Below are 21,904 nucleotides of genomic sequence, written 5' to 3'. Positions count from 1 at the left end.
AAAAGTTCTGCTTAAAATTTAGCAACTCTTTTCCTTTTCTGCACAATAAAACCTGCGGCAATGCAGACAAAGAGCAGCGCAAGGGGCCATTTCCAGATAACTGCAGCTTTTTTCTTCAGCACAATGGGTTCGGGGTCACCAATGAGGATATAGTTTCCCCAGTAGAATGGACTTTCTGTAAGGTTGTCGGCCTCGCTGAGGTACTGTATTTTGGCCTGCCTGAGGGCCTCGGCCTTGTCCATTCCTTTCTCTAGGTTTCCGTAGAAGAGCCTAGAAATTTTGGAGCCCGAGATGTCGTTTACCTTCCACAGCGTGGTGACTATGGCGGGAACCCCGGCAATGGCAAAGCCCCTGGCAATGCTGAAGGTACCTTCCCCCTCGCTCACCTTTCCGATGCCCGTTTCGCAGGCGCTGAGCACGGCCAGCTTTGACCGCAGGTCAGTGCTGTAAAGGTCCGATGCGGTGAGGTTGTAGTCATCTTCCCCGTTGAAAACGAGCGAGGACCTGAAACGGTCGGAAGGGTCGCTTCTGCCGTGGATTGCCAAGTGGATGATATCGTACTGGCCTGCTTCCTTCAGGAATTTCTGTTTTGTACCGCTGTTTCCCATGAAGTAGCTGCCCCTGAACCTTGAGCTAAGGAACTCGATCTCCTTCATTGCGCCCGGCAGCCCGCCCATGGTGGCCCTTTCGTCCGTGATCCCCTCGCCCACGTAGCCGAACCCGAGTATCCCTTTTCCTTCCTTTTGCCCTTCGTCCTGAAAGTTGGCCATTGATGAGAACAGGTGGTTCACACTGGCCCTTTTCAACAGGAAGTCCACCTCTTTGAAAGACTGCTCTTTTCCCGTTGAGCTTTTTGCCAGCAGGCCGAAGGGCAGGAGTGCCAGTTTTTCATCGGGCACTACGGTTATGGCCTCGAAGCCACCGAGCTGATCCTCCAATCCGGCCAGTAGCCTTTGGTACAGGTATGCCGCTGTTTTGGCGAACTTCTTTGGTACGGGGCCCTGTTGTGATGACGCCATGGCAAGCATGCTGTCCAGTGCATTGTTGAACAGGGAGTCCTTTTTGATCTTTTCGAATGCCGTTCCTTTTTCCGACACGGCCACAGCGTACAGTACCGAATCTGCATCGAGGAACTCCACAAAGGCCTTCTTTCCCGAAAGGCCGAACCGTTTCCGGATGCCCCCCACGGAAATGTCCTCCTCTTGGACCGGGGCCAGGCTGGCAATCGATTTTTTGATTTGTTTGATTCTGTCCTTCCATTTAATTTGTTCTTCCAAGATGGGCATAAGCTTTTCATCTAAGGGGTTAACATCCATCATTGTGTTTGCAATGGCATCGAGGCTGTCGGCTTTCTGGCATGCGATGAGAAATTCTTTTTTGGTCTCCAGAGCTACATTTCTCCCCCTGATGGCTTGTTGATCTCCCATTTGTTCAAGGAAGAGCTGAGCCTTTCCCCTCGACATATGGGTCAGTGCCCTATCAATGTACTTTTCGTCTTTTGTTGTCCGATAGAGCTCCAACGAAGATGAAGTCCCCGCAGAATAGAGTTCTTTGAACATCTTGCTTAGGAATATTTTGTCAGCAGCTTCTAGGTACTTTTCCTTGTTTTCAGCTATTAAGCGATGGGTATGATCAGCGTAGGCCTCTGTTGCTTTTAAAAAGGGGATGGGGTCTTCTTGAGTGAGAGCATAAAATGAAAGTGCTATTGTTTTAGCATTTAGGCACTTCAGATCAAGGTTGCTTAAGGTTTTATCGGTGAGCGAGGGAAAAGACAGCATGCTTGAGGTATATTGAGGTACACCGTTTCTTAAAGCAGAATCTAAAATAATTAAGCCCTTTTCCCAATTCTGCCTTTTGAGCAGATATTTTCCGTATATATGATATAATTCTTGGAAATTGGGGTTAGGATATTCTAGCATTGACCTCAGCTCATCTGTAGCCTGATTATAGTAAAATTGGGCTAATGAGTTTTTTTTCAAGTTTTCATAACAAATGGCTATGTTGGTTTTCATGGATGCATTAAAAATCAATGCAACAGGTCTAATAACTCCGTCTTCATTGTATATGGAAGATTTTGAAGCCCTTATAAGAAGTTTGGCTGCGTCTTCAAATTTATCCAAACCAAGATATGCCACCCCTTTGAGTTGTTCTAACTCTTCAAAAAAGACATAATTCTGAGGCTGTTTAATTTCATCATAGAAATCATCAATAATATCAAGTGTGTGTTTGTAGTCTCGCCTGAAGAAAATCACCTTTGTTAAGGAAAAAATTAAATCACCCAAATTATCATTAGAGATTTCTTCAGGATATTTTTTTGCATACAGATATGCTTTAAGTAAGCCAACGAAAGCTCGGTCATAATCTCCTGACTGATTAAAAATTTCAGAATGACTTCTCATCAATTGAAGATGGGCTCCTGGATTGTGTTGTGTTCTTTGCTTGATGCTGTCCAAAAGCAGTAACTCGTTAATGTATTTTCTTAATGAATCTATATTGCCCTCCGAAAATTGATATCCATAGAATTTAAACTCTATTAGGCGATAATAAAATGCTGAGTCATAAGCGGATGCCTTTTCATATTTTTCTGAAGAAGAGTCAAAATATTCTAGGGCGGAATAAAAATGATTTAATCTATAATCAATAACCCCTCTTCTAAAGAATACCTTTGAGAGCAGGATATGGTCTTTGGGCAGTTTTTGTTTTGCCAAAACAATGGCGCTGTCCATCAACTGTATGGCCTCTTGGTTGCGCCCCCTTAGCCGGAGTACGTTCCCTTTTTTTTCCATGGCAAATACTGCCTTTTCAAAATCATTTTGCCCGATAGCGTTTGAAATGATCTCGGAGTATGCAGAAAGGGAGGCTTCGTATTGCTTTTCCCGGTAGAGTTCTACCGCTTTTTCCAGTTCGGGCGATGAGTATTCGTATTTTGTTTTTTGGGCAATGAGTGCTGCCCCATTTACGAGAAAAAGAAAAAGAAAGAGCCTAAGGCGCATAGTTTGAAAAAGTTCTGCTTAAAATTTAGCAACTCTTTTCCTTTTCTGCACAATAAAACCTGCGGCAATGCAGACAAAGAGCAGTGCAAGGGGCCATTTCCAGAAAACCGCAGCTTTTTTCTTCAGCACAATGGGTTCGGGGTCGCCAATGAGGATGTAGTTTCCCCAATAGAAAGGACTTTCTGTAAGGTTGTCGGCCTCGCTGAGGTACTGTATTTTGGCCTGCCTGAGGGCCTCGGCCTTGTCCATTCCTTTCTCTAGGTTTTCGTAAAATAGCCTAGAAATTTTGGAGCCCGAGATGTCGTTTACCTTCCACAGCGTGGTGACGATAGCGGGAACCCCGGCAATGGCAAAGCCCCTGGCAATGCTGAAGGTGCCTTCCCCCTCGCTTACCTTTCCGATGCCCGTTTCGCAGGCGCTGAGCACTGCCAGCTTTGACCGCAGGTCAGTGCTGTAAAGGTCCGATGCGGTGAGGTTGTAGTCATCTTCCCCGTTGAAAACGAGCGAGGACCTGAAACGGTCGGAAGGGTCGCTCTTACCGTGGATTGCTAAATGAATGATATCGTACTGGCCTGCTTCCTTCAGGAATTTCTGTTTTGTACCGCTGTTTCCCATGAAGTAGCTGCCCCTGAACCTGGAGCTAAGGAACTCGATCTCCTTCATTGCGCCCGGCAGCCCGCCCATGGTGGCCCTTTCGTCCGTGATCCCCTCGCCCACGTATCCGAACCCGAGTATCCCTTTTCCTTCCTTTTGCCCTTCGTCCTGAAAATTGGCCATTGATGAGAACAGGTGGTTCACACTGGCCCTTTTCAACAGGAAGTCCACCTCTTTGAAAGACTGCTCTTTTCCCGTTGAGCTTTTTGCCAGCAGGCCGAAGGGCAGGAGTGCCAGTTTTTCATCGGGCACTACGGTTATGGCCTCAAAGCCACCGAGCTGATCCTCCAATCCGGCCAGTAGCCTTTGGTACAGGTATGCCGCTGTTTTGGCGAACTTCTTTGGTACGGGGCCCTGTTGTGATGACGCCATGGCAAGCATGCTGTCCAGTGCATTGTTGAACAGGGAGTCCTTTTTGATCTTTTCGAATGCCGTTCTTTTTTCCGACACGGCCACAGCGTACATTACCGAATCTGCATCGAGGAACTCCACAAAGGCCTTCTTTCCCGAAAGGCCGAACCGTTTCCTGATGTCCCCAACGGAAATGTCCTCCTCTTGGACAGGGGCCAGGCTGGCAATCGATTTTTTGATGTTTTTGAGCGAGTCGGCCCATTTGACCTGAAGGTCGAGAGCCTCTGGCAGTTCTTCGGTCATTATGTTGAGGGAAAGCAGCTTGTTTACCCGATCCTCGAGACTGTCAGTTTTTTGGCTTGCCGAAACGAAGGCCTGCCTTAGTTCAATGGGCAGGTTTTGGTTTCTTAACGCCCCTAGGTCCCCTGCCTGCTCAAGGAAGAGCTGGGCCTTTCCCCTGGACATGTGGGTCAGCGCCCTGTCGATGTACTTTTCGTCCTTTGTTGCCCTGTAGAGCTCAAGTGAGGCAGCAGTACCTGCAGAATAGACTTCTTTGAATTCTGAGTTTGAAAGTATCTTACCTTTTTGTGTTAGGTATTTGCTTTTGTTCTGTTTGATTAACCAGTGTGTTTGCTCAGCATAGTTTTCTGCTGCAATAAGGAGGGAGGTGTCTGAGGGATGGGATGATAGACTTAGAGAAAGAAGGCTCTTAGTTTTATCCTCTAGAATTATCAGTTCTTGACTGGAAAACTCGTGGGATTCGGTAGATGGGAAAGATTCTATGGAGGTATTGTACTCAATGATCCCGTGGCGCAAGGCAGAATCGTAGGTTATAAGGGAATTTTTCCAGTCTTTTTGCTTGCTGTAATACTCTCCAAAGGCATTAAATACGGATTGAAAATCTGGGTTTGGATAAGATATTACTTCTCTTAAGCCACTCACCGATTTATCAAAATATTCCTTTGCTATTTTAGGTTCTCCCATTTTTGAATAGCAAATGGCCATGTTGCACTCTAGCATGTGAGAAAACTTATCATATGAAAACGAGCCAGGTTCTGCTTGAGATAGTTTATATGCTTTTTGAAAATGGAAAAGAGCCATTTCAAAATTAGATACTTCCATATAGGAAGCAGCTATAATATTCATTACTGTTTGAGTAATAAGAATTTTTTCAAGATCCTCTTCCAGGTTGTTGGTTAGTTGAAATATCATATCATACTGTTTTTGATGGAACAGTATTTTACAGACACTGAAGAAAGCCGAGTTTAAGCTTCTATCAGAAACTTCGTTGATATTACGTTGTGCATATCTATATGCTCTGATGGCATAATTTAAGGCTCTAACATTGTCGCCCTTCTGGTGGTAGATTAGATAATAGCTTTGCAGGAATTGAAGTTCTTTATCTGTTGATAATTCTCCTGAACCAAAATTTAGTACCTTTTCTAAGGCATTAGTAACTGTGTCAAACGACCCTTCTGAGTAAGTGTAAGCATAAAGTTTATACTCAATAATGTTGAACAGCAATGTTGAGTTGAAAGAGGAAGCTCTATTGTGAATAGATTCGGCTGAATCCAAGTAGTTTCTAGCTTGATAAAATTTATAAAGCCTATGATCAATAACCCCTCTTCTAAAGAATACCTTTGAGAGCAGGATATGGTCTTTGGGCAGTTTTTGTTTTGCCAAAACAATGGCGCTGTCCATCAACTGTATGGCCTCTTGGTTGCGCCCCCTTAGCCGGAGTACGTTCCCTTTTTTTTCCATGGCAAATACTGCCTTTTCAAAATCATTTTGCCCGATAGCGTTTGAAATGATCTCGGAGTATGCAGAAAGGGAGGCTTCGTATTGCTTTTCCCGGTAGAGTTCTACCGCTTTTTCCAGTTCGGGCGATGAGTATTCGTATTTTGTTTTTTGGGCAATGAGTGCTGCCCCATTTACGAGAAAAAGAAAAAGAAAGAGCCTAAGGCGCATAGTTTGAAAAAGTTCTGCTTAAAATTTAGCAACTCTTTTCCTTTTCTGCACAATAAAACCTGCGGCAATGCAGACAAAGAGCAGTGCAAGGGGCCATTTCCATATAACCGCAGCTTTTTTCTTCAGCATAATGGGTTCGGGGTCGCCAATGAGGATGTAGTTTCCCCAATAGAAAGGACTTTCTGTAAGGTTGTCGGCCTCGCTGAGGTACTGTATTTTGGCCTGCCTGAGGGCCTCGGCCTTGTCCATTCCTTTCTCTAGGTTTTCGTAAAATAGCCTAGAAATTTTGGAGCCCGAGATATCGTTTACCTTCCACAGCGTGGTGACGATAGCGGGAACCCCGGCAATGGCAAAGCCCCTGGCAATGCTGAAGGTGCCTTCCCCCTCGCTTACCTTTCCGATGCCCGTTTCGCAGGCGCTGAGCACTGCCAGCTTTGACCGCAGGTCAGTGCTGTAAAGGTCCGATGCGGTGAGGTTGTAGTCATCTTCCCCGTTGAAAACGAGCGAGGACCTGAAACGGTCGGAAGGGTCGCTCTTACCGTGGATTGCTAAATGAATGATATCGTACTGGCCTGCTTCTTTCAGGAATTTCTGCTTGGTTCCTCTTTTTCCCGTGAAAAAATCACCTAGAAAGTTCGACCTGAGAAACTGAATTTCTTTAAATGCGCCCGGCAACTCACCTAAACCGGCTCTTTGCTGAGTTGGGGTTGTGCCTGAATAGCCAAAACCAATGATGCCTTTTCCTGAATATTCTAGAGAATTCTGAAAACTCATTTTAGAAGATAAGAGGTGCGTCACATTAACTCCCTTCATTAAATAATCGAGTTCTTTAAAGCGGGATTCAGTGCCTTTCCACGTTTTCAAGAAAAGTTCGAAAGGAAGGTTATTTAACTCTTCATCAGGCACTATAATGAGTTCGTTGATTTCTCCCAAGTCTGTTGTGAAAGGTTCAATTAGTGCTTTGTAAAGCAGGGAAGCAGCTGGGCTAAATTTCTCAACACAATTTTTTCTTGTGGTAGCGGGAGCCGAAGATATTTCTCGAAGAAGCGTCTCTATGGATGCTGTAAAAGCCGAATCTTTAACAATCTTATGGAATGTCTGACTTTGGTTTGAAATTGCTGCGGCATATATAATACTGTCGGCATCTAAGTATTCTATAAAAATTTTTCCTGGGCTGTTAATATCGAAGTCCTGCCGGATGCCTTCAACGGAAATTTTCTTTTCTGGGGAATAGGATAAACTGGCGACTTCTTTTTTAAGCGTTTTAATCCTATCGCTCCAGTCTACTTGCTGCTTTAGTAAACGCGAAAGCCGATTATCCAAGGGGTTTTCAGCAATGATAATGCTGACGCTCTCTTCTAAACTATCCAACTTTTGAGTGGCCTCTACTAAATCAACTTTAAGTTGGTGGGGAATAAGTCTGTTGTTTACGGCTTCCAATAAGCCGATTTGCTCAATCAGCAGCTGCGATTTTCCTTGAGCCATATGCGTGAGAGCGCGATCGAAATAAGCAATGTCATTTGTTTTTTTGTAAAGCGCTAATGAGGCTCCTGTGCCGGTTTCGTAAAGCTCTTTAAAGTCTTTACTCATAAAGAGCTTTCCGCTGGAGTTTAAGAATTGCTCTTTGTTAGCAGAAAGTACTTCGTGCATTTCTGAAACATAGTTTTCGGCAGCGATAAGGCCTGAAAGTTCTGAATCCTGATAGATAGCATGATGGTAGAGGCTTGTAGCTTTGTGTGCCAAAATGACCATATCATCTCTGGAAAAAGCTTCTTTTTTTACTTTAGGAAATTCTTTGATCGAGCTTGTGTATTCATGTATTCCGCTTCTTAAAGCCAAGTCATAAAAGAGTAGGGCCCTTTGCCAATCTTTCTTGAATAGAAAATAATTGCCATGGAATTTATAGATGGTTCGAAGATCAGGGCTTTCAGCAAAGGAAACATTTTTGAACTCTTTTAAAAACTCATCGAAATACGTTTTGGCGGTTAGAAGGTCTTTCAAATCCTGATGGCATCTTGCAATATTGACTTTGACATTTGCTTTGAAAATGCCATGCTGTTTGTCAATGGCACCATTGTCTAAATGGTTGGGTAATTCCAAGGCTTTTCTATAGCATTCCAAGGCAAGTTCATGTTTGTTTACCGCTTGGTAATTGGCTCCCAAGAGATTATAGAATGCGTAATATTCAGGCATTTCATCCCTTGGCGTCTCTTCTATCAAAGGCATGATTTCTTCCACAGCCTTAATAGCCGTATGGTAATCTTCTTTCAAATAAAGAATGGTGCCCAAATCGAAAAATACCTCGGCTAAGTATTTTGGCGAAATATATTTTCTGTGATTTTGAGCATACTGATAAGCCTGAACTGCTTGAGCCAAAGCGCGTTCATAATCGCCTTGTTGAATGTATAAGTTTGGGAAAACGCTCATCAGTTCAAGAACCTTGTTGGGGCTGAAGTTTCTTTTCTGATTTTCAGTTTCCAATACAACCAACTTATTCAAATAGGTAAGCAGCGTATCATAACTTTCTTGCAGATACTCACAAGCGTAATACTTGTATTCAATCAAGTTGAAATAGAAGCTGGAATCGTAGGCTGAAGCCTTATCGTATTTGACCAGTGCAGTGTCGAAATAGGCCTTTGCTTTTCTGTAGCGAAGAAGCCTGTGGTCTATAATTCCCCTTCTGTAATAAACTTTTGAAAGAAGAATGTGGTCTTGTGGAAGCTTTGATGAAGCTAATTTTATGGCGTAATCAAGCGTTTGAATAGCTTTTTCATTTCTATTGCGAAGCCTTAAAACATTACCTTTTTTTTCCAGTGCAAAAACAGCCTCTTCGTAATGCTTAGTGTTTAAAGCCTTTTCAATAATGGAGGAATAGGCTTCCAAACATTCTTCATATGCCTTGGCCTTATAAAGTGCAGCCGCTTTTTCCAGTTGATCTGAAGAATGATTGTATTTTATCTTCTGTGCAAAGCTGAAATGGCAAACTACCAGGCCTAGAGAGAGACCTATGAATATTGCAATTCTGCTAAATCTTAATCGACACAGTAAGAGCATAGAACAGCAAAAGTACAGAATAAATCTGTCAGAGCATATTTGAAAAATCCAAGTCGTTTTTGGATAATAATGATTAAGTAAACTGCTGTATAATAACTGTTTGGCTAGGGAAAAGCTCAATTAAATCGTCTCTTTTGGCTAATTCAAAGTCTTGAAATTCGAAGCCAGGGGATACGGTGCATCCAACCAGAATAAAGTCCCCTTGAGTAACTTCCGCGGCAAACCAATTGTGCTTAGGAATTACCACTTGAAGTTGTTGGTCACTATCTAAATCTGAGCCTATTGTTTTTGAAAAGGCTTCACCAGTAGGGCTTATAAAATGAATTTGGGCAGCGCCCCCCACATGAAAATGCCAAATTTCATCCGAGTTTAATCTGTGAAACATGGACTTACTTTCTTTGGTAAGCAGAAAGTAAATGGACGTTCCGAAAACCCGAGAAGATTTGTATCGATCTGGAAGTTTGCTTTCGTGTATCCGGTCTTTCGAGCGGTAAGTTTCTTTGTAAAAGCCACCTTCTGGATGTTGCTCCAAACCTAGTTTTTCTATCCAGTATTCAGCGGATTTGTTCAATTTATTAGCCTTTTAAAGAAATAGAATTACTCAGAAGCCATTTCAATATTGCAGATAATTTCAATCATTGGAGCAACCGAACCGCCTGCGCCAGAAACGCCAAATTCATTGCGATCTACTGTTCCTTTTATCTGAAAACCCGCTTTTTTTCCACCGTTTCTCGTATCGATAGTTCCAAAATGGGTTGCTTCTAAGGTAACTTCTTTGGTGTTTCCACGCATCGTTAAATCACCCACAACTTTGTAATGGCCATCTGAAGTTTTCGTAAAAGATTTGCTCTTAAACGAAATGGTAGGATGATTTTCCATATCGAAGAAATCAGCAGATTTCAAGTGATTGTCTCTGCCTTCCACACCAGTGTTAATGCTTGCTACTTCTGCCGAAAAAGATACTTTGGCGTTGGTGAAATCTTCTCCATTACCACCTTCTACAGTGCCCTCAAACTTTTCAAATCTTCCGTTTACAAATGAAATTCCGGAGTGTTTGGCATTAAAAAGTATGCTTGAATGCGCAGGGTCTACCTTCCAAGTTTGGGCATTCAGGTTTAACGAAAAAAGAAATGTTAGAAGAAATAGGGGGAATGCGAGCTTTTTCATTTTTGTTTTAGTTAAGGGTTTGACAAACACAAAGGGCACTTTAAAAAGCCAAGTCAGCTTTATGTTTGTTCATTAAATCTAGTAAGAAGAGTTGATTTCTGGAACGAATGAAATTTTCATTTTCGAAATGAGTGCGGTAGTAAGTGTCTCCGTTTAGATAATCGGCCAAAAACCTGACCGCCATAATGTAGGTCATGTACATGCCGCCAAAGTATAGACTTTTTTGTTCTTCGGGTTGAAGAAATGACTGCACCGATTCCATAAAACCTTCTTTTAAAGCATCGAAAAATGGAACTCTAAACTCTACTTTAGAAAGGTCTTTTTCCGATTCGGCAGCAGGTGAAACAAAGGTTCGCATCATATCGCCAAAATCGTAGAGCATGTAGCCAGGGCCCACAGTATCAAGGTCAATTACATGCTTGAATTTATGACTTTTACTATCGAGAAGGATATTATCAATTTTGGTGTCGTTATGACAAACTCGGATTGGTAAGCCTTTTTCCTTTAAGTTTTTCATATGGTTTTTAATCCACAGAAAATCATTCACCTGAGCTAAAAGCTCTTCAGCCAAAGTTAATCTGCCCACTTTGTTGGTTGTGACGGCATCTGTCAATTGAGCCAATCGCCATTCTAAATCATGAAAGCTTGGAATAGTTTCAGAAAATAAGGCAGAAGAAAGTGTTTGGGTTTGATTTAAAAACTCACCAAATCCTTTAGCCGCCTCGTAAGCTTCTTCCTCTTTTTCTACTTGAGAAGGCGCGTAAGCATCGGCAACATAGTTTTGCATTCTAAAAAAACCATGAGCGTTAGAAACGGAAAGATTGCCCTCAAAAGTTGGAATTTGATTCACCAGAATGCTAGGCTTGGCAATGCCTTCGAGCAATTGGCGATTTTGAACAACAATTTCCGGTAGGGTGAAAACCAGAGTGTTGATTTTTTGGAGAAGGTAGGCGTTTTTGTCGGTACTGACTTTCCAGGTAGAATTAATGTGGCCCCCGCCAAAAGGAGCCACATCTATAATTTTACCTTCAATTTGGAAAAGGGAAGCCGTTTGGGTAACGGCATCCATTAACCTACTTTTTCAGGATATTTTCCATCGGCCACCATTTGGCTGATGCCATTTACCACGTGTGGTTTATCTTCTTGATAAGTAACGCCCAACCACGAAGCTGAAGTAGGCACTACCTTAACGCTAGCTTTGCCTTCTGCCATAAGGTTGTCAACTTCTACAGGGATGAAACACTCTGCTTTTGGATCTTCGTTGTTGTCTTTTACAAACTGAACAAACTTCTCTTCAAAAAGCGGAAGAACAGTAGTTGGGAAGCCCCAGAAGTTCATAGAAACATAAGTGTTTGGTGCCAATGTATGTCTAACGCCATCTTCTTCGTAAGAAATCTCATCGCCATCCTTGCTGATCGCCAAAGTTTCTTTGATGCCGGTTAGTTTCATATTGTCATCAACCTGGCAAACACCACGGTTTACAGTACCATGGTCGGAAAGTGTGTTTACCAACTCGTAACCCATAATGAGATATTCATTATCCTTCAGGTTTTTCATGGCATCAACTACTTCTTGAAAAGACTCTTGACCATAATAGTCATCGGCATTGATTACTACAAAAGGCTCGTTGATTAGGTGTTTTGCAGAAAGAATAGCGTGAGTTGTTCCCCAAGGTTTTTTGCGATTGGCCTCATATTCAGCGGTATGCTCGGTGTATTGATCTTGAAATGCATACTCCATTTTGATTTGACCGTTGAAGCGTTCTGCGTAGTGATTTTCAAAAGCTTCTTTCAAATCCGTTCTTATAATAAATACCACTTTAGAAAATCCGGCTTTAATGGCGTCATGAATTGAGTAATCCATAATAATCTCCCCGTTAGGGCCAATTCCGTCTAATTGTTTGTTGCCACCATAACGGCTTCCCATTCCGGCTGCCAGTACTACCAAAGTTAGGTCCATAATTGATCTATTTTATTTATACTTGTTGGTTCGAAGTTGTCGAAAAACTCTAGACAAGTCAATTTATTAAATCTTTAATTATGAGCCTCGCTACCTTAGACTGGATTATCATCTTTGCATTTTTTGCGGTTTTTCTTTTTATCGGTCTCCGACTTTCGAAAAAAGCAGGAACAAACTCCAAGGAATTCTTTCTTTCGGGCCGAAATATGCCTTGGTGGCTTTTGGGAGTTTCCATGGTGGCTACTACGTTTTCGGCCGATACACCAAACCTTGTAACCGATATTGTTCGCCAAAATGGTGTGGCTGGAAACTGGACGTGGTGGGCTTTTTTGATTACGGGAATGCTGACCGTATTTGTGTATGCTAAGCTTTGGAGACGCTCTGGAGTGTTGACAGATCTGGAGTTTTACGAAAGCCGATACAGCGGAAAAGAAGCTGCTTTTTTAAGAGGGTTTCGTGCGATATATCTCGGTGTTTTTTTCAACATCATGATTATGGCTTCTGTATCGCTGGCGGCTATCAAAATTGGTGAAGTCATGTTTGGCTTGGAACCTTGGAAAACCGTGGTGTATGCTTCGGTTATTACGGTGGCTTATAGTTCCATGGGTGGATTGAGAGGAGTAATTCTTACCGATTTTATTCAGTTTTTAATTGCCATGGTCGGTTCAGTTGCAGCGGCCATTTACATTGTCAACTTACCAGAAGTTGGGGGATTGAATGAGCTTTTATCTCACCCGAATGTTCAAACCAAACTCGATCTAATTCCTGACTTTAATAATAGAGAACTTTTCATTACCCTTTTGGTCATTCCAATAGCCGTTCAATGGTGGAGCGTTTGGTATCCTGGTGCCGAACCTGGTGGGGGAGGTTACATTGCTCAGCGAATGCTTTCTGCTAAGGATGAGAAGAATGCGGTTTCGGCTACTTTGTTATTCAATATTACACACTATGCGCTTCGCCCTTGGCCATGGATTTTAATCGCTTTGGCTTCTTTAGTTGTCTTTCCTGATTTGGACGCCATTCGCTCGGCTTTCCCAAATATTTCCGATGGAAAATTAGGTAATGACTTAGGGTATTCTGCCATGTTGCTCACTTTGCCAGCTGGACTTTTGGGTATTGTGATCGCTTCTTTAATAGCGGCTTACATGTCCACCATTTCAACTCATTTGAATTGGGGGTCATCTTACATCGCTTATGATTTTTACCAGCGTTTTGTAAAGCCCGATGCCAGCGAAAAGGAATTGGTAAACGTAGGTAGAATTTCAACTGTTTTGCTGATGGCTTTTGCAGGGCTTTTTGCCTTGGTGCTTACCAGTGCTTATGATGCTTTCCAAATTTTGTTGAAAGTGGGAGCAGGAACAGGTTCAATCTTTATTCTGCGCTGGTTCTGGTGGCGAATTAATGCCTATTCTGAAATTACCGGAATGGTGGTTTCTTTTATTCTTGCTCTTCTTTTTTATGAAAAAACAGGCCCAGAATATCTCACTTCTATTCCTACGGATTATCAACTTTTATTAAGTCTGGGCATTACCACTTTGGCTTGGGTTGCGGTAACCTTAGTCACCAAACCAACCGATACAGAAAGGTTGGCGACTTTCTTTAATTCTGTGAAACCTTACGGAAATGGTTGGAACGGCTTCAAGAAAATAGCTGCTAAAAAGGGAATTTCTCTAGAAGAAAAAACAGGCCGATTTAGCATTGATTTACTCGCGATGGTTCTGGGTATAGTCGTGGTGTATAGCGCTTTGTTTTCCGTAGGCATGTTCATTTATGGCAATACTTCTACTGCCTTAATATTACTCGCCATTACCATTGTTGCGGTTATACTCTTAAGAAACACCTGGAAGAAGTTGAGTTTTTAGAAAGGGTTTAGATTGATAAGTAAGAAGGTTTTTTGTGCCTATGCCTTAGTTGTGGGTTTGTTTTTGTGATGCAATAAAAGCCAGAACCAGTAAGCTGATCCCAAGAATAAAAGTGTCTATATGGCCGAGAATTACAAAGAATAAAGCTGCGATCAGCAAAAAAATAAGTCGAGCAAAAGCTTCAATTTTTAACTTGAAGAGGTCGAGTAACTTTTGAAAGAAGACCAAAAGCGCTAATGGGAATATTAGACTTGCCACTAAAAACAATGAGTTTTCTCTGAATCCTACATTGCTAAAAAGAAAGAAATACTCAGGGATTAAGAGCAAGGCATAATTAAAAATAAGAGCAACAAAATATTGGGTTTTTGAAATCGGTAGGTTTCTAAAAAGCGCTAGCTGGTTTTGGTTAAATCTAAAATAGAGAAATGAGAAACTTGTGTTGATGCCAGCACTTAGTAGTAAACCCAAACTTAAAATGCGCAGGTCTGATTTTTCCATATTGTATATCAGAATAGCCCCGAATATCACGACAATGGAAATCAGTTTGGTGCCCAGTAGAAGTAGACTTTTTTGATTTAGCAGATGATGGATGAAAAGTGTGGAGAGCTTTTTTGGTAATCCGAAAGCAAAGTTTTTCGCCACGATTTTTACATTCTTTTGGTCAATGGGCTTAGTCAATGCCTTATCTAAAAAATAACTTGAAACCAGCCAAAGGCAAAGGTTGGGCAAAGTCCAGATCAAAAAAGCATTCCATTGTTTTAATTGAAAAGCTATTGAGGCCAAAAAAACACTGTACAGAAGAGGTAGAGCTAAAAGCTGTGCTTGAAGAGCGATGGAAATTAGCCTTCGCTCTGTTTTTCCAGCAAGAATGAGGTAAGAAAACCAGTAGTTTTCCTTCAGTCTGTTTTTCTCTAAAATGAAGAGGTAGGTTTTAAGAGAATAGAAAATCCAGAGGCCGAAGGGGATCAGATAAAAGAGCGGTTTGCTGGCCAACACTGCTGCGATTTCCAAATGTTGATTAACCTTTAAAAAGCCAAAGCCCAAGCCAATTACTACAAGAAAAAATCCGGTATTTTCTTTATAGAATTGTTTAATGAGGGCCTTGTTAAACACTCTTAAGGTTATTCTCATTTTTCAGGCATGAGAGTTTTGTCCTCAACAAAATAGCTATGCGTTGCTTCGATCAGGGCATTGTCAAAATCTTGATGTGTTGCGAATATGAAAGAAACACCTTCTTCATATGCCTTAGCAATCATTTCACTGACTATTTTTTGAGCATTTGTATCAAGCGTGATCAGGGGTTCATCAAGAATAATCCATTCTGGAGAACCTAAAAATGCCAGCAAAACGGAAAGCTTTTTGGCCATTCCGGAAGAATAAGTTCCAAAAGGTTTATTGGCATAGCCTTCAACAGAAAGCAAATTCATAAGAAACTTAGGTTGCGACTCAGGTGCTTTTTTCAGTTTTGCGAAAAACTGAATGAGATCATTACCCGTGAGAAAGTCAGGAAAAACAGGTTCCGACTGACTGTAATTCACCTTGAGTTTATATTGTTCTGGTGATCTTTTTAGGTCAAGCGTATTCAGTTTAATTTCTCCTTGGCAGGGAGAAAGCCCAGCCAGACAATTAAATAGGGTTGATTTGCCAGATCCATTTTTACCCTTAATCCAATGAATTCCCTTTTCCATAGTTATGGAGGGAATGTTCAAGATTTCTTCGTTACCAAAAGATTTTTTGAAGTGGGTAAGTGTGAGCATATGAAAATCCAATACGATTGAGAGGTGTAAAGGATATGTGAATACAGAAAATGCTTGACTGCATTATTTTAAATCTGCCACAGATCCAGAGAACCTGCGACAGACTGAGTGTTTTCTTAATCAATAAGTATCATCAAAAGCGAAGATTGGTTTACGATTGATCCATCTGCCTCGGGTAAAGTCAGGGAATTGAATAGGCTCGCTTCCTTGCGCAATAGACTGTTCCGATAAGCAAGTTACCGCCATCATAGAAGCGCCATCATATACATCGATTGGCATTGGAGCTTCTCTTTTCAAAGCTTCAATAAAGGCGTGAAGAACAAAAAAGTCCATGCCGCCATGGCCGGCAGTGGAGGCTTGCTGTCCGTATTTCTTCCAAAGGGGATGATCATATTCTGCCATTAATTCCTTGTCGTCCATCCAAGTGTGGGCTTTGCCTCTTCCTTCAACATAAAGTGAATCGTTAATGTCCATCCAAAGGCCTTTGGTACCTTGAAAACGGAAACCCAAAGAATATGGTCGAGGCAAATTGGTGTCGTGGTTTAAAGTGATTGTTTCTCCATTCACTGTTTTGATCAGCGTGGTAACAATATCCCCCAATTTGAAATCTACCTTAGCATTCGGATGATCTTTTCCTCCTTTTGGATGATTGACGATATACTCGTGCAAACCTCTGGTTTTAGAAGCCATTGAGGTAAGATAAGCATATCGGTTACCACGATTGATGTTGATGGCGCTAGCAACTGGGCCTAAACCGTGAGTAGGATAGAGCTCTGCGTTGCGATGTACGGAATGGTTGGTTCTCCACTTTGATTCGCTGTAGCCATTTTCTCCAAATTCTACTCCCGCGCCATAAGCCGATTTTCCATCGTTAAACTTAACGCCTCTCAAATCGTGCTGATAACCGCCTTCTAAATGAACCATTTCGCCAAACAAATCATCTCGAACCATGTTCAAAACCGCCATTACATCTCTTCGGTAACATACGTTCTCCATAAACATAAATGGAGTGCCAGTTTCTTCATGGGCATTTACCAAATCCCAGCATTCTTGAATATCAGTGGCGCCAGAAACTTCCATAGCAACTGCTTTTCCAGCTCTCATTGCCGCTACACCCATTGGCACGTGCCATAACCAAGGAGTGGCTATGTACACCGCATCGAGATTTTCCATTTCGAGCATTTTCTTATAGGCCTGCTCTCCATCGCTAAATCGAACGGGCTTTTTAGCTCCACTTTTCGTAATCATATCCTCCGCTTTTTGCAAAGCGGCAGTATCTAAATCACAAATGGCTGTTACCTCAACATCGTTTCGGTAAAGCGCTACCGAAAGTTGGCTTCGACCTCTTTCCCCTGTGCCAATAAAGCCCAATCTGATTTTGGCTTTCTTGGTTTCAGAAAACAAAAGCGATGGTGAAATCAAGGAAATTCCCGCGCCAGCGGCAGCGGTGTTTTTAATGAAGTTTCTTCTGGAATTTGGTTGCGTCATAGTCAAAAAATTGATCGGCTTTGAAATTAGTCAATTTTTAAGCGCGACTTAAAAAATTAAATATTTCATTACCAGCGGGTTGTGTTTTTTAACATGTTAACTTTCTATTAATAGTGTTCGCCCAGCTTGTTTGACATGATATTTTACTAACTTAAAACAACCGTTCTATTCAATCCTGACCTTTCCGATATGCCAAGAGCTAAGAAGCTGAGTGATAAGAAGATTTTCGTACTGGACACTTCCGTAATTTTGTTTGAACACATTTCCATCATGAACTTTGAAGAACATGATATAGGGATTCCCATTACGGTTTTAGAAGAGCTAGACCAGTTTAAAAAAGGTAACGATACCAAGAATTTTGAGGCGCGTGAGTTTACCCGCCTAATGGATAAGCTGGCCAAAGACAAATCGCTTCAAGATTGGATTCCCCTCAATGGAAAGACCCGTGGAAGTTTCAAGGTAATTATGGAGTCTGGGTCGGGAGAAGGTGAACTGGACGCGAACAAAGTGTTTGGTGAAAAGAAGAATGACCACCGCATTTTGAACGCTGCTTTGCGCATGCGCGATGAGAACCCGGGCCGAAATGTGATTCTGGTAAGCAAGGATATTAACCTTCGGTTGAAGGCCAAATCGATGGGCTTGGCGGCCGAAGATTACGAAACTGGTAAAATCAAGAATGTACAGTCGCTTCGTAAGGGGAAAATTGAAATTGAAAAGGTTGATTCAGAGCTAGTAAACCACCTTTATGAGGATGGAACTGTAAGCCCCAAAGAGGTTCTGAAACGAAAAAAGGCGCTTCCTAATCAGTATTTTATATTAAAAAGCGATAAGAATTCTGTGCTTGCGTATTATCATGCGCAGGAAGATGGTATTCAAAAGGTAGATAAACGCCCTGTTTCTGGCATAAAACCTCGAAATGCGGAACAAACTTTTGCCATTCACGCCATTATGAATCCCGAGGTGAAATTAGTTACAATCCAAGGTGTGGCGGGTACAGGTAAAACCCTTTTGACTTTGGCTGGTGCTTTGGAGCAAAGAAGAGAATTCAAACAGATTTACTTGGCTCGGCCAATTGTTCCTTTGAGCAATAAAGATATTGGCTATTTGCCGGGAGATATAAAATCGAAGCTGAATCCATACATGGAGCCGCTTTGGGACAACCTTAAATTCATCCAAAATCAGTATAAGGAAACAGATAAGGAGTTTAAAGCCATAACCGAAATGGTGAACAAAGAAAAGCTGCTGATTACGCCTTTGGCTTACATTCGCGGTAGAAGCTTATCCAACATTTTCTTTATTGTGGACGAAGCTCAAAATCTCACTCCTCACGAAATCAAAACGATTATTACAAGGGCAGGGGAGAACACTAAGATTGTGTTTACGGGTGATATTTACCAAATCGATACACCATACTTGGATTCTCAATCCAATGGCCTTTCTTACTTAATCGATCGGGTGAAAGATCATCCGCTTTACGCCCACATCACTTTAGAAAAAGGTGAGCGTTCTGAGTTAGCCAATCTAGCGAATGAGATGTTGTAAGAGGCTTTAGAAGCCTCTTTTTTAAATCTCTTCATAAGCTTCTGGTGTGCCAAGGTGACTTTTTCTTTTGAAGAAGACGGATTTAATGACTCATTTTAAAAGAATCAATCACCTTCTTCTCAAGGTCGATAGCCTGAAAATTAAGCTGCTTTCCTTTCACATCGATTAAGCCAAAGTGATGGACACTCATCACGGTATCCATTTTGGGCTGAGGTGAATTCTCGATGGGTTCCAGCCCTCCTCCAGCTCCACCAACAACCACAAAAGCGGTTTGCTCATTACCGAAGTTCTTTATCAAACGCTCATAGTCGTGGGTATGACCTGCTATCACCACATCAATTTTGGCTGATTCATAAAGTGGTTCGAGTAACTCCCGGATTGAAATCTCACCTTCGTATCCTGGCCAACCCTGAGAATATGGCGGATGATGCAGTACCAGAAAGCGCCATTCTGCCGAAGTCCAGGCTTCAGATTTAAGCTGACTCAAAAACCACTGATATTGCTCAGAAGATTCAGGAAGACCAACAGGGAAGCTTTCATTTAAATCGAGTGCAATAAAGGCGAGTGCTCCTTCTCTCCATGAGAAGTAATTCCTCTGCCCTGATAAGCCTAAGAATTGATCATAATTCTGAGCTTTAAGCTCTTCATAATATCCATCATAGTCGTGGTTTCCCAGCACCGGATAATGCACAAATCCGCCTTGATGAAGAGACCGCATCAAGCGAAGGTATTCCTGTTCATCATCTCCCTGATTCACCAAATCTCCAGCTCCGACAGAAAACTCAGGTTCGTAATAATTGACCATTCTCATGATGGAATCGAAAACCGGCCAACCACTTTGGCTATCGGCCCAAACCATAAATCGTTGGTTCTCGCTTTTTACTTTAAGTTGAAGCTTATATACCGGAGAAACAAACTCTTTCTGTTTGATCTGATAAAATTGAACCGACTCGTCAATTGGAGTCAAAAACACACCATCCTCACCAGAAATCATCTTTCGCTGATCCAGTGCAATGGAATCTGAGCCATAAATCAACTCAGAATTGCCATCCTCACTACTCACCCATCTTAAAAAAGTTTGTCCTGAAGCATCTCTTTGCAGAATTGGTTCAGCCAGAAGAACAGGCTTCTCACTAAGTGACCCCTTAGCTTCTAAAAGGTTTTCCAGATTTGGCTCCTCAAGAGCCTTTTGAATGAGTGCTTGAACAGGTTTTTCCAGATTGGTTAAAAGTGCCCGTTTAGCCAGAATTTCCCGAAGCATTTCTCTTCGTTCCATAACATCAGACTTAGCTTTCCATTGGTTTTCACCGATCAACTGAACTGATCTCAAACCTCCTGCCATAGCATTGTTAATCACTCGAATGGCAACTTCCTGTTCACCACTCTTTGATATCGGATAATAATTCCCCTTCACCGGTTTGGTTCTTTGCCCATCAAGCCAAAGTTGCGCCCCATCATCTGCATTGATATGCAAAACGCCCTTTTCCAAATTCACTTTGGTCTGGTACCACATGGAATGATCAGGAAGATTAATTCTATGAGGCAAAGAAATGATCTCTCTACCAAAAGCCGGAACAGACACATCTAAACCTCCCCGCTCATCTTCCAGGTTCACTTGCCAGTTATCTTTAAGTTGAACACCTTCAGCCCGGTGTTCAGGCAAAATCTGATTGAGCTTTTGCGTGATTTGTTGATCGACTTCTAAAGTGTATGATCGAAATGTCGGGGTATTGGAAGGCTTACCGCACGCAGTAGTCAATACCAACAGAATAGTTAGCTTATAGATTCTCCAATCCATCTTCCAGGGTATTTAAAACCGTATCAATCTCTTCTCTGGTAATCACTAATGCGGGCTTCAGATTGAGGATATTTTGCTGTATGAGTTTGAATGAAACTCCTCGCTCAAAGCAATAGGCCATCAGTTGATGTGCCTTGTCAATGGCTCTCTCCTTCGTGCTCCTGTCCTTCACCAAATCAACTCCCAGGTTCAGACCGAGCCCTGTTACATTTCCTATGATCTCAAATCGCTTCTGAAGAGTTTCCAGTCCCGCTTTGAAGTAATTACCAAGTGCTGCGGTTCTTTGAACCAACTCATCTTGTTCCAGCACGTCAATCACAGCTTTGGCCGCTGCTGCGCAAAAAGGGCTCTTTTCGTGGGTATAATGCCCGATAGATCTATGCAGTAAAGTGTTGAGTTCTTCCTTTCCGATAATTCCGGCATAAGGCACAATTCCACCTCCAAAGCCTTTACCGACTACCAGAATATCAGGAGTTACAAAATGCTCCGAAGCGAACATCTTTCCGGTTCGGCCAAAGGCGGTGTAGATCTCATCGAAGATCAGCAAAATGCCATGCTGATTGCAGAGCTTTCGAACCTGCTGCCAATAGTATGGTGTGGGAACCGTGCTATTGTAGAAAATCGGTTCAGTGACCAAAGCTGCTATTTCTCCTTCGGCCTGAACCATTTTACTCAACTGCTTCAGATACATTTCATCGATAAACATCTGATCATCGCTGTTCCAGGGATTTCGGTAATAATCAGGCAAAGGAAGATGCAAGGCTCCGGGCATCATTGGCCCAAGGCCTTCCTTAAAATGCGGATCAGCTCCAATCGAAACGGCCTGAAAGCCTGCTCCATGAAAAGTACCTTCGAATGACAGGGTTTTATGCCTGCCGGTATGATGCTTCGCCAACATCACCGCCATTTCAATAGCTTCTGAACCTCCCGGACAAAAAAGAACTCTGGAGAGCCCTTCAGGAGCAATCCGGACCAGATTCTCCGCCAAAGAAACACTAGGTTCATTGGTAAACCTTCTGGGAGCAAATGAAAAACTCACATCTAACTGATGTTTCAACGCCTCCACCACTTTAGGGTGATTATAACCGATGGTATGGACACCATTGCCATGTAAATCGAGATACTTCTTCCCCTGTCCGTCATAGATATAAGCACCTTCGGCTTTGCTAATGGTATTGAAAACCGGAGTGGAAAGTGTCTGATGAAAAAAGACATCCGCATCACGCTGAAGTAATTCATTATCCACGCCTTCTCGCTGTGTGAGTTGTTTTAAAGCTCCTATTTGTTCTCCTTGATTTACTGCCATGGTAC

General features: G+C 42.3%; 14 protein-coding genes. 2 read left to right on the top strand and 12 right to left on the bottom strand.

Translation table 11 applies throughout. The annotated features are described in order from the left end of the window. Positions 1–11: 11 nt before the first annotated feature. The 7 genes from ACXACJ_RS17940 to ACXACJ_RS17910 form a co-directional block, all read right to left on the bottom strand. Positions 12–2,993 carry a CHAT domain-containing protein gene (locus ACXACJ_RS17940; protein ID WP_475135793.1) on the bottom strand — a complete coding sequence of 994 codons (2,982 nt, stop codon included), beginning with the start codon at positions 2,991–2,993 and terminating at the stop codon, positions 12–14. An 18-nt stretch (positions 2,994–3,011) separates the two neighbouring features. Beyond that, complete coding sequence (locus ACXACJ_RS17935) at positions 3,012–5,966, bottom strand: CHAT domain-containing protein (RefSeq protein WP_475135792.1); 2,955 nt, start codon at positions 5,964–5,966, stop codon at positions 3,012–3,014. Positions 5,967–5,984: 18 nt separating this feature from the next. Continuing rightward, the gene (locus ACXACJ_RS17930) at positions 5,985–9,020 is read right to left on the bottom strand and encodes a CHAT domain-containing protein (RefSeq protein WP_475135791.1); all 3,036 of its coding nucleotides are present in this window, start codon (positions 9,018–9,020) and stop codon (positions 5,985–5,987) included. Between the two features lie 73 nt (positions 9,021–9,093). After that, positions 9,094–9,591 (bottom strand): cupin domain-containing protein, encoded by a 498-nt coding sequence (locus ACXACJ_RS17925; RefSeq protein WP_475135790.1) that lies wholly within the window; start codon positions 9,589–9,591, stop codon positions 9,094–9,096. A gap of 26 nt (positions 9,592–9,617) precedes the next feature. Next, a complete protein-coding gene (locus ACXACJ_RS17920) occupies positions 9,618–10,187 on the bottom strand; it encodes a YceI family protein (RefSeq protein WP_475135789.1) in 570 nt (189 codons plus the stop codon). A 40-nt stretch (positions 10,188–10,227) separates the two neighbouring features. Then, positions 10,228–11,256, bottom strand: coding sequence for a phosphotransferase enzyme family protein (locus ACXACJ_RS17915; RefSeq protein WP_475135788.1), 1,029 nt, complete (start codon positions 11,254–11,256; stop codon positions 10,228–10,230). Beyond that, the gene (locus tag ACXACJ_RS17910; protein ID WP_475135787.1) at positions 11,256–12,146 is read right to left on the bottom strand and encodes a nucleotidyltransferase family protein; all 891 of its coding nucleotides are present in this window, start codon (positions 12,144–12,146) and stop codon (positions 11,256–11,258) included. Before ACXACJ_RS17910 ends, ACXACJ_RS17915 begins: the two co-directional genes overlap by 1 nt. 80 nt (positions 12,147–12,226) lie before the next feature. Here ACXACJ_RS17910 and ACXACJ_RS17905 point away from each other — a divergent pair, with 80 nt between their 5' ends. Beyond that, entirely contained in the window at positions 12,227–14,008 is a 1,782-nt protein-coding gene (locus ACXACJ_RS17905; protein ID WP_475135786.1) for a sodium:solute symporter family protein, read from the top strand. A 45-nt stretch (positions 14,009–14,053) separates the two neighbouring features. Here ACXACJ_RS17905 and ACXACJ_RS17900 read toward each other — a convergent pair whose 3' ends face one another. The 3 genes from ACXACJ_RS17900 to ACXACJ_RS17890 form a co-directional block, all read right to left on the bottom strand. Next, positions 14,054–15,139 carry a hypothetical protein gene (locus ACXACJ_RS17900; protein ID WP_475135785.1) on the bottom strand — a complete coding sequence of 362 codons (1,086 nt, stop codon included), beginning with the start codon at positions 15,137–15,139 and terminating at the stop codon, positions 14,054–14,056. Continuing rightward, positions 15,136–15,765 carry an ABC transporter ATP-binding protein gene (locus ACXACJ_RS17895; RefSeq protein ID WP_475135784.1) on the bottom strand — a complete coding sequence of 210 codons (630 nt, stop codon included), beginning with the start codon at positions 15,763–15,765 and terminating at the stop codon, positions 15,136–15,138. Before ACXACJ_RS17895 ends, ACXACJ_RS17900 begins: the two co-directional genes overlap by 4 nt. A 120-nt stretch (positions 15,766–15,885) precedes the next feature. After that, complete coding sequence (locus ACXACJ_RS17890; RefSeq protein ID WP_475135783.1) at positions 15,886–17,253, bottom strand: Gfo/Idh/MocA family protein; 1,368 nt, start codon at positions 17,251–17,253, stop codon at positions 15,886–15,888. 189 nt (positions 17,254–17,442) lie between these two features. Between ACXACJ_RS17890 and ACXACJ_RS17885 the strand changes: the two genes are divergently transcribed. Continuing rightward, positions 17,443–18,795 (top strand): PhoH family protein, encoded by a 1,353-nt coding sequence (locus tag ACXACJ_RS17885; RefSeq protein WP_475135782.1) that lies wholly within the window; start codon positions 17,443–17,445, stop codon positions 18,793–18,795. A gap of 82 nt (positions 18,796–18,877) precedes the next feature. Here ACXACJ_RS17885 and ACXACJ_RS17880 read toward each other — a convergent pair whose 3' ends face one another. Together ACXACJ_RS17880 and pbfA are read right to left on the bottom strand one after the other, a co-directional pair. Further along, on the bottom strand, positions 18,878–20,593 hold the full coding sequence (locus ACXACJ_RS17880; protein ID WP_475135781.1) for a metallophosphoesterase family protein: 1,716 nt from the start codon (positions 20,591–20,593) through the stop codon (positions 18,878–18,880). Beyond that, positions 20,574–21,899, bottom strand: coding sequence for a (R)-1-hydroxy-2-aminoethylphosphonate ammonia-lyase (gene pbfA, locus ACXACJ_RS17875; RefSeq protein WP_475135780.1), 1,326 nt, complete (start codon positions 21,897–21,899; stop codon positions 20,574–20,576). The genes ACXACJ_RS17880 and pbfA overlap by 20 nt, the downstream gene beginning before the upstream one ends. Between the last annotated feature and the right edge of the window lie 5 nt (positions 21,900–21,904).

This window comes from Roseivirga sp. AWQ4_251 (assembly GCF_056158225.1).
Note: the sequence above shows the minus strand (reverse complement) of the source record. Positions and strands in the feature narration are given on the sequence as shown.

Bases quoted from the DNA above. Each gene is read 5' to 3' on its own strand.
- ACXACJ_RS17940 (WP_475135793.1), bottom strand. From the start codon at position 2,993: ATGCGCCTTAGGCTCTTTCTTTTTCTTTTTCTCGTAAATGGGGCAGCA.
- ACXACJ_RS17935 (WP_475135792.1), bottom strand. From the start codon at position 5,966: ATGCGCCTTAGGCTCTTTCTTTTTCTTTTTCTCGTAAATGGGGCAGCA.
- ACXACJ_RS17930 (WP_475135791.1), bottom strand. From the start codon at position 9,020: ATGCTCTTACTGTGTCGATTAAGATTTAGCAGAATTGCAATATTCATA.
- ACXACJ_RS17920 (WP_475135789.1), bottom strand. From the start codon at position 10,187: ATGAAAAAGCTCGCATTCCCCCTATTTCTTCTAACATTTCTTTTTTCG.
- ACXACJ_RS17915 (WP_475135788.1), bottom strand. From the start codon at position 11,256: ATGGATGCCGTTACCCAAACGGCTTCCCTTTTCCAAATTGAAGGTAAA.
- ACXACJ_RS17910 (WP_475135787.1), bottom strand. From the start codon at position 12,146: ATGGACCTAACTTTGGTAGTACTGGCAGCCGGAATGGGAAGCCGTTAT.
- ACXACJ_RS17905 (WP_475135786.1), top strand. From the start codon at position 12,227: ATGAGCCTCGCTACCTTAGACTGGATTATCATCTTTGCATTTTTTGCG.
- ACXACJ_RS17900 (WP_475135785.1), bottom strand. From the start codon at position 15,139: ATGAGAATAACCTTAAGAGTGTTTAACAAGGCCCTCATTAAACAATTC.
- ACXACJ_RS17895 (WP_475135784.1), bottom strand. From the start codon at position 15,765: ATGCTCACACTTACCCACTTCAAAAAATCTTTTGGTAACGAAGAAATC.
- ACXACJ_RS17890 (WP_475135783.1), bottom strand. From the start codon at position 17,253: ATGACGCAACCAAATTCCAGAAGAAACTTCATTAAAAACACCGCTGCC.
- ACXACJ_RS17885 (WP_475135782.1), top strand. From the start codon at position 17,443: ATGCCAAGAGCTAAGAAGCTGAGTGATAAGAAGATTTTCGTACTGGAC.
- ACXACJ_RS17880 (WP_475135781.1), bottom strand. From the start codon at position 20,593: ATGGATTGGAGAATCTATAAGCTAACTATTCTGTTGGTATTGACTACT.
- pbfA (WP_475135780.1), bottom strand. From the start codon at position 21,899: ATGGCAGTAAATCAAGGAGAACAAATAGGAGCTTTAAAACAACTCACA.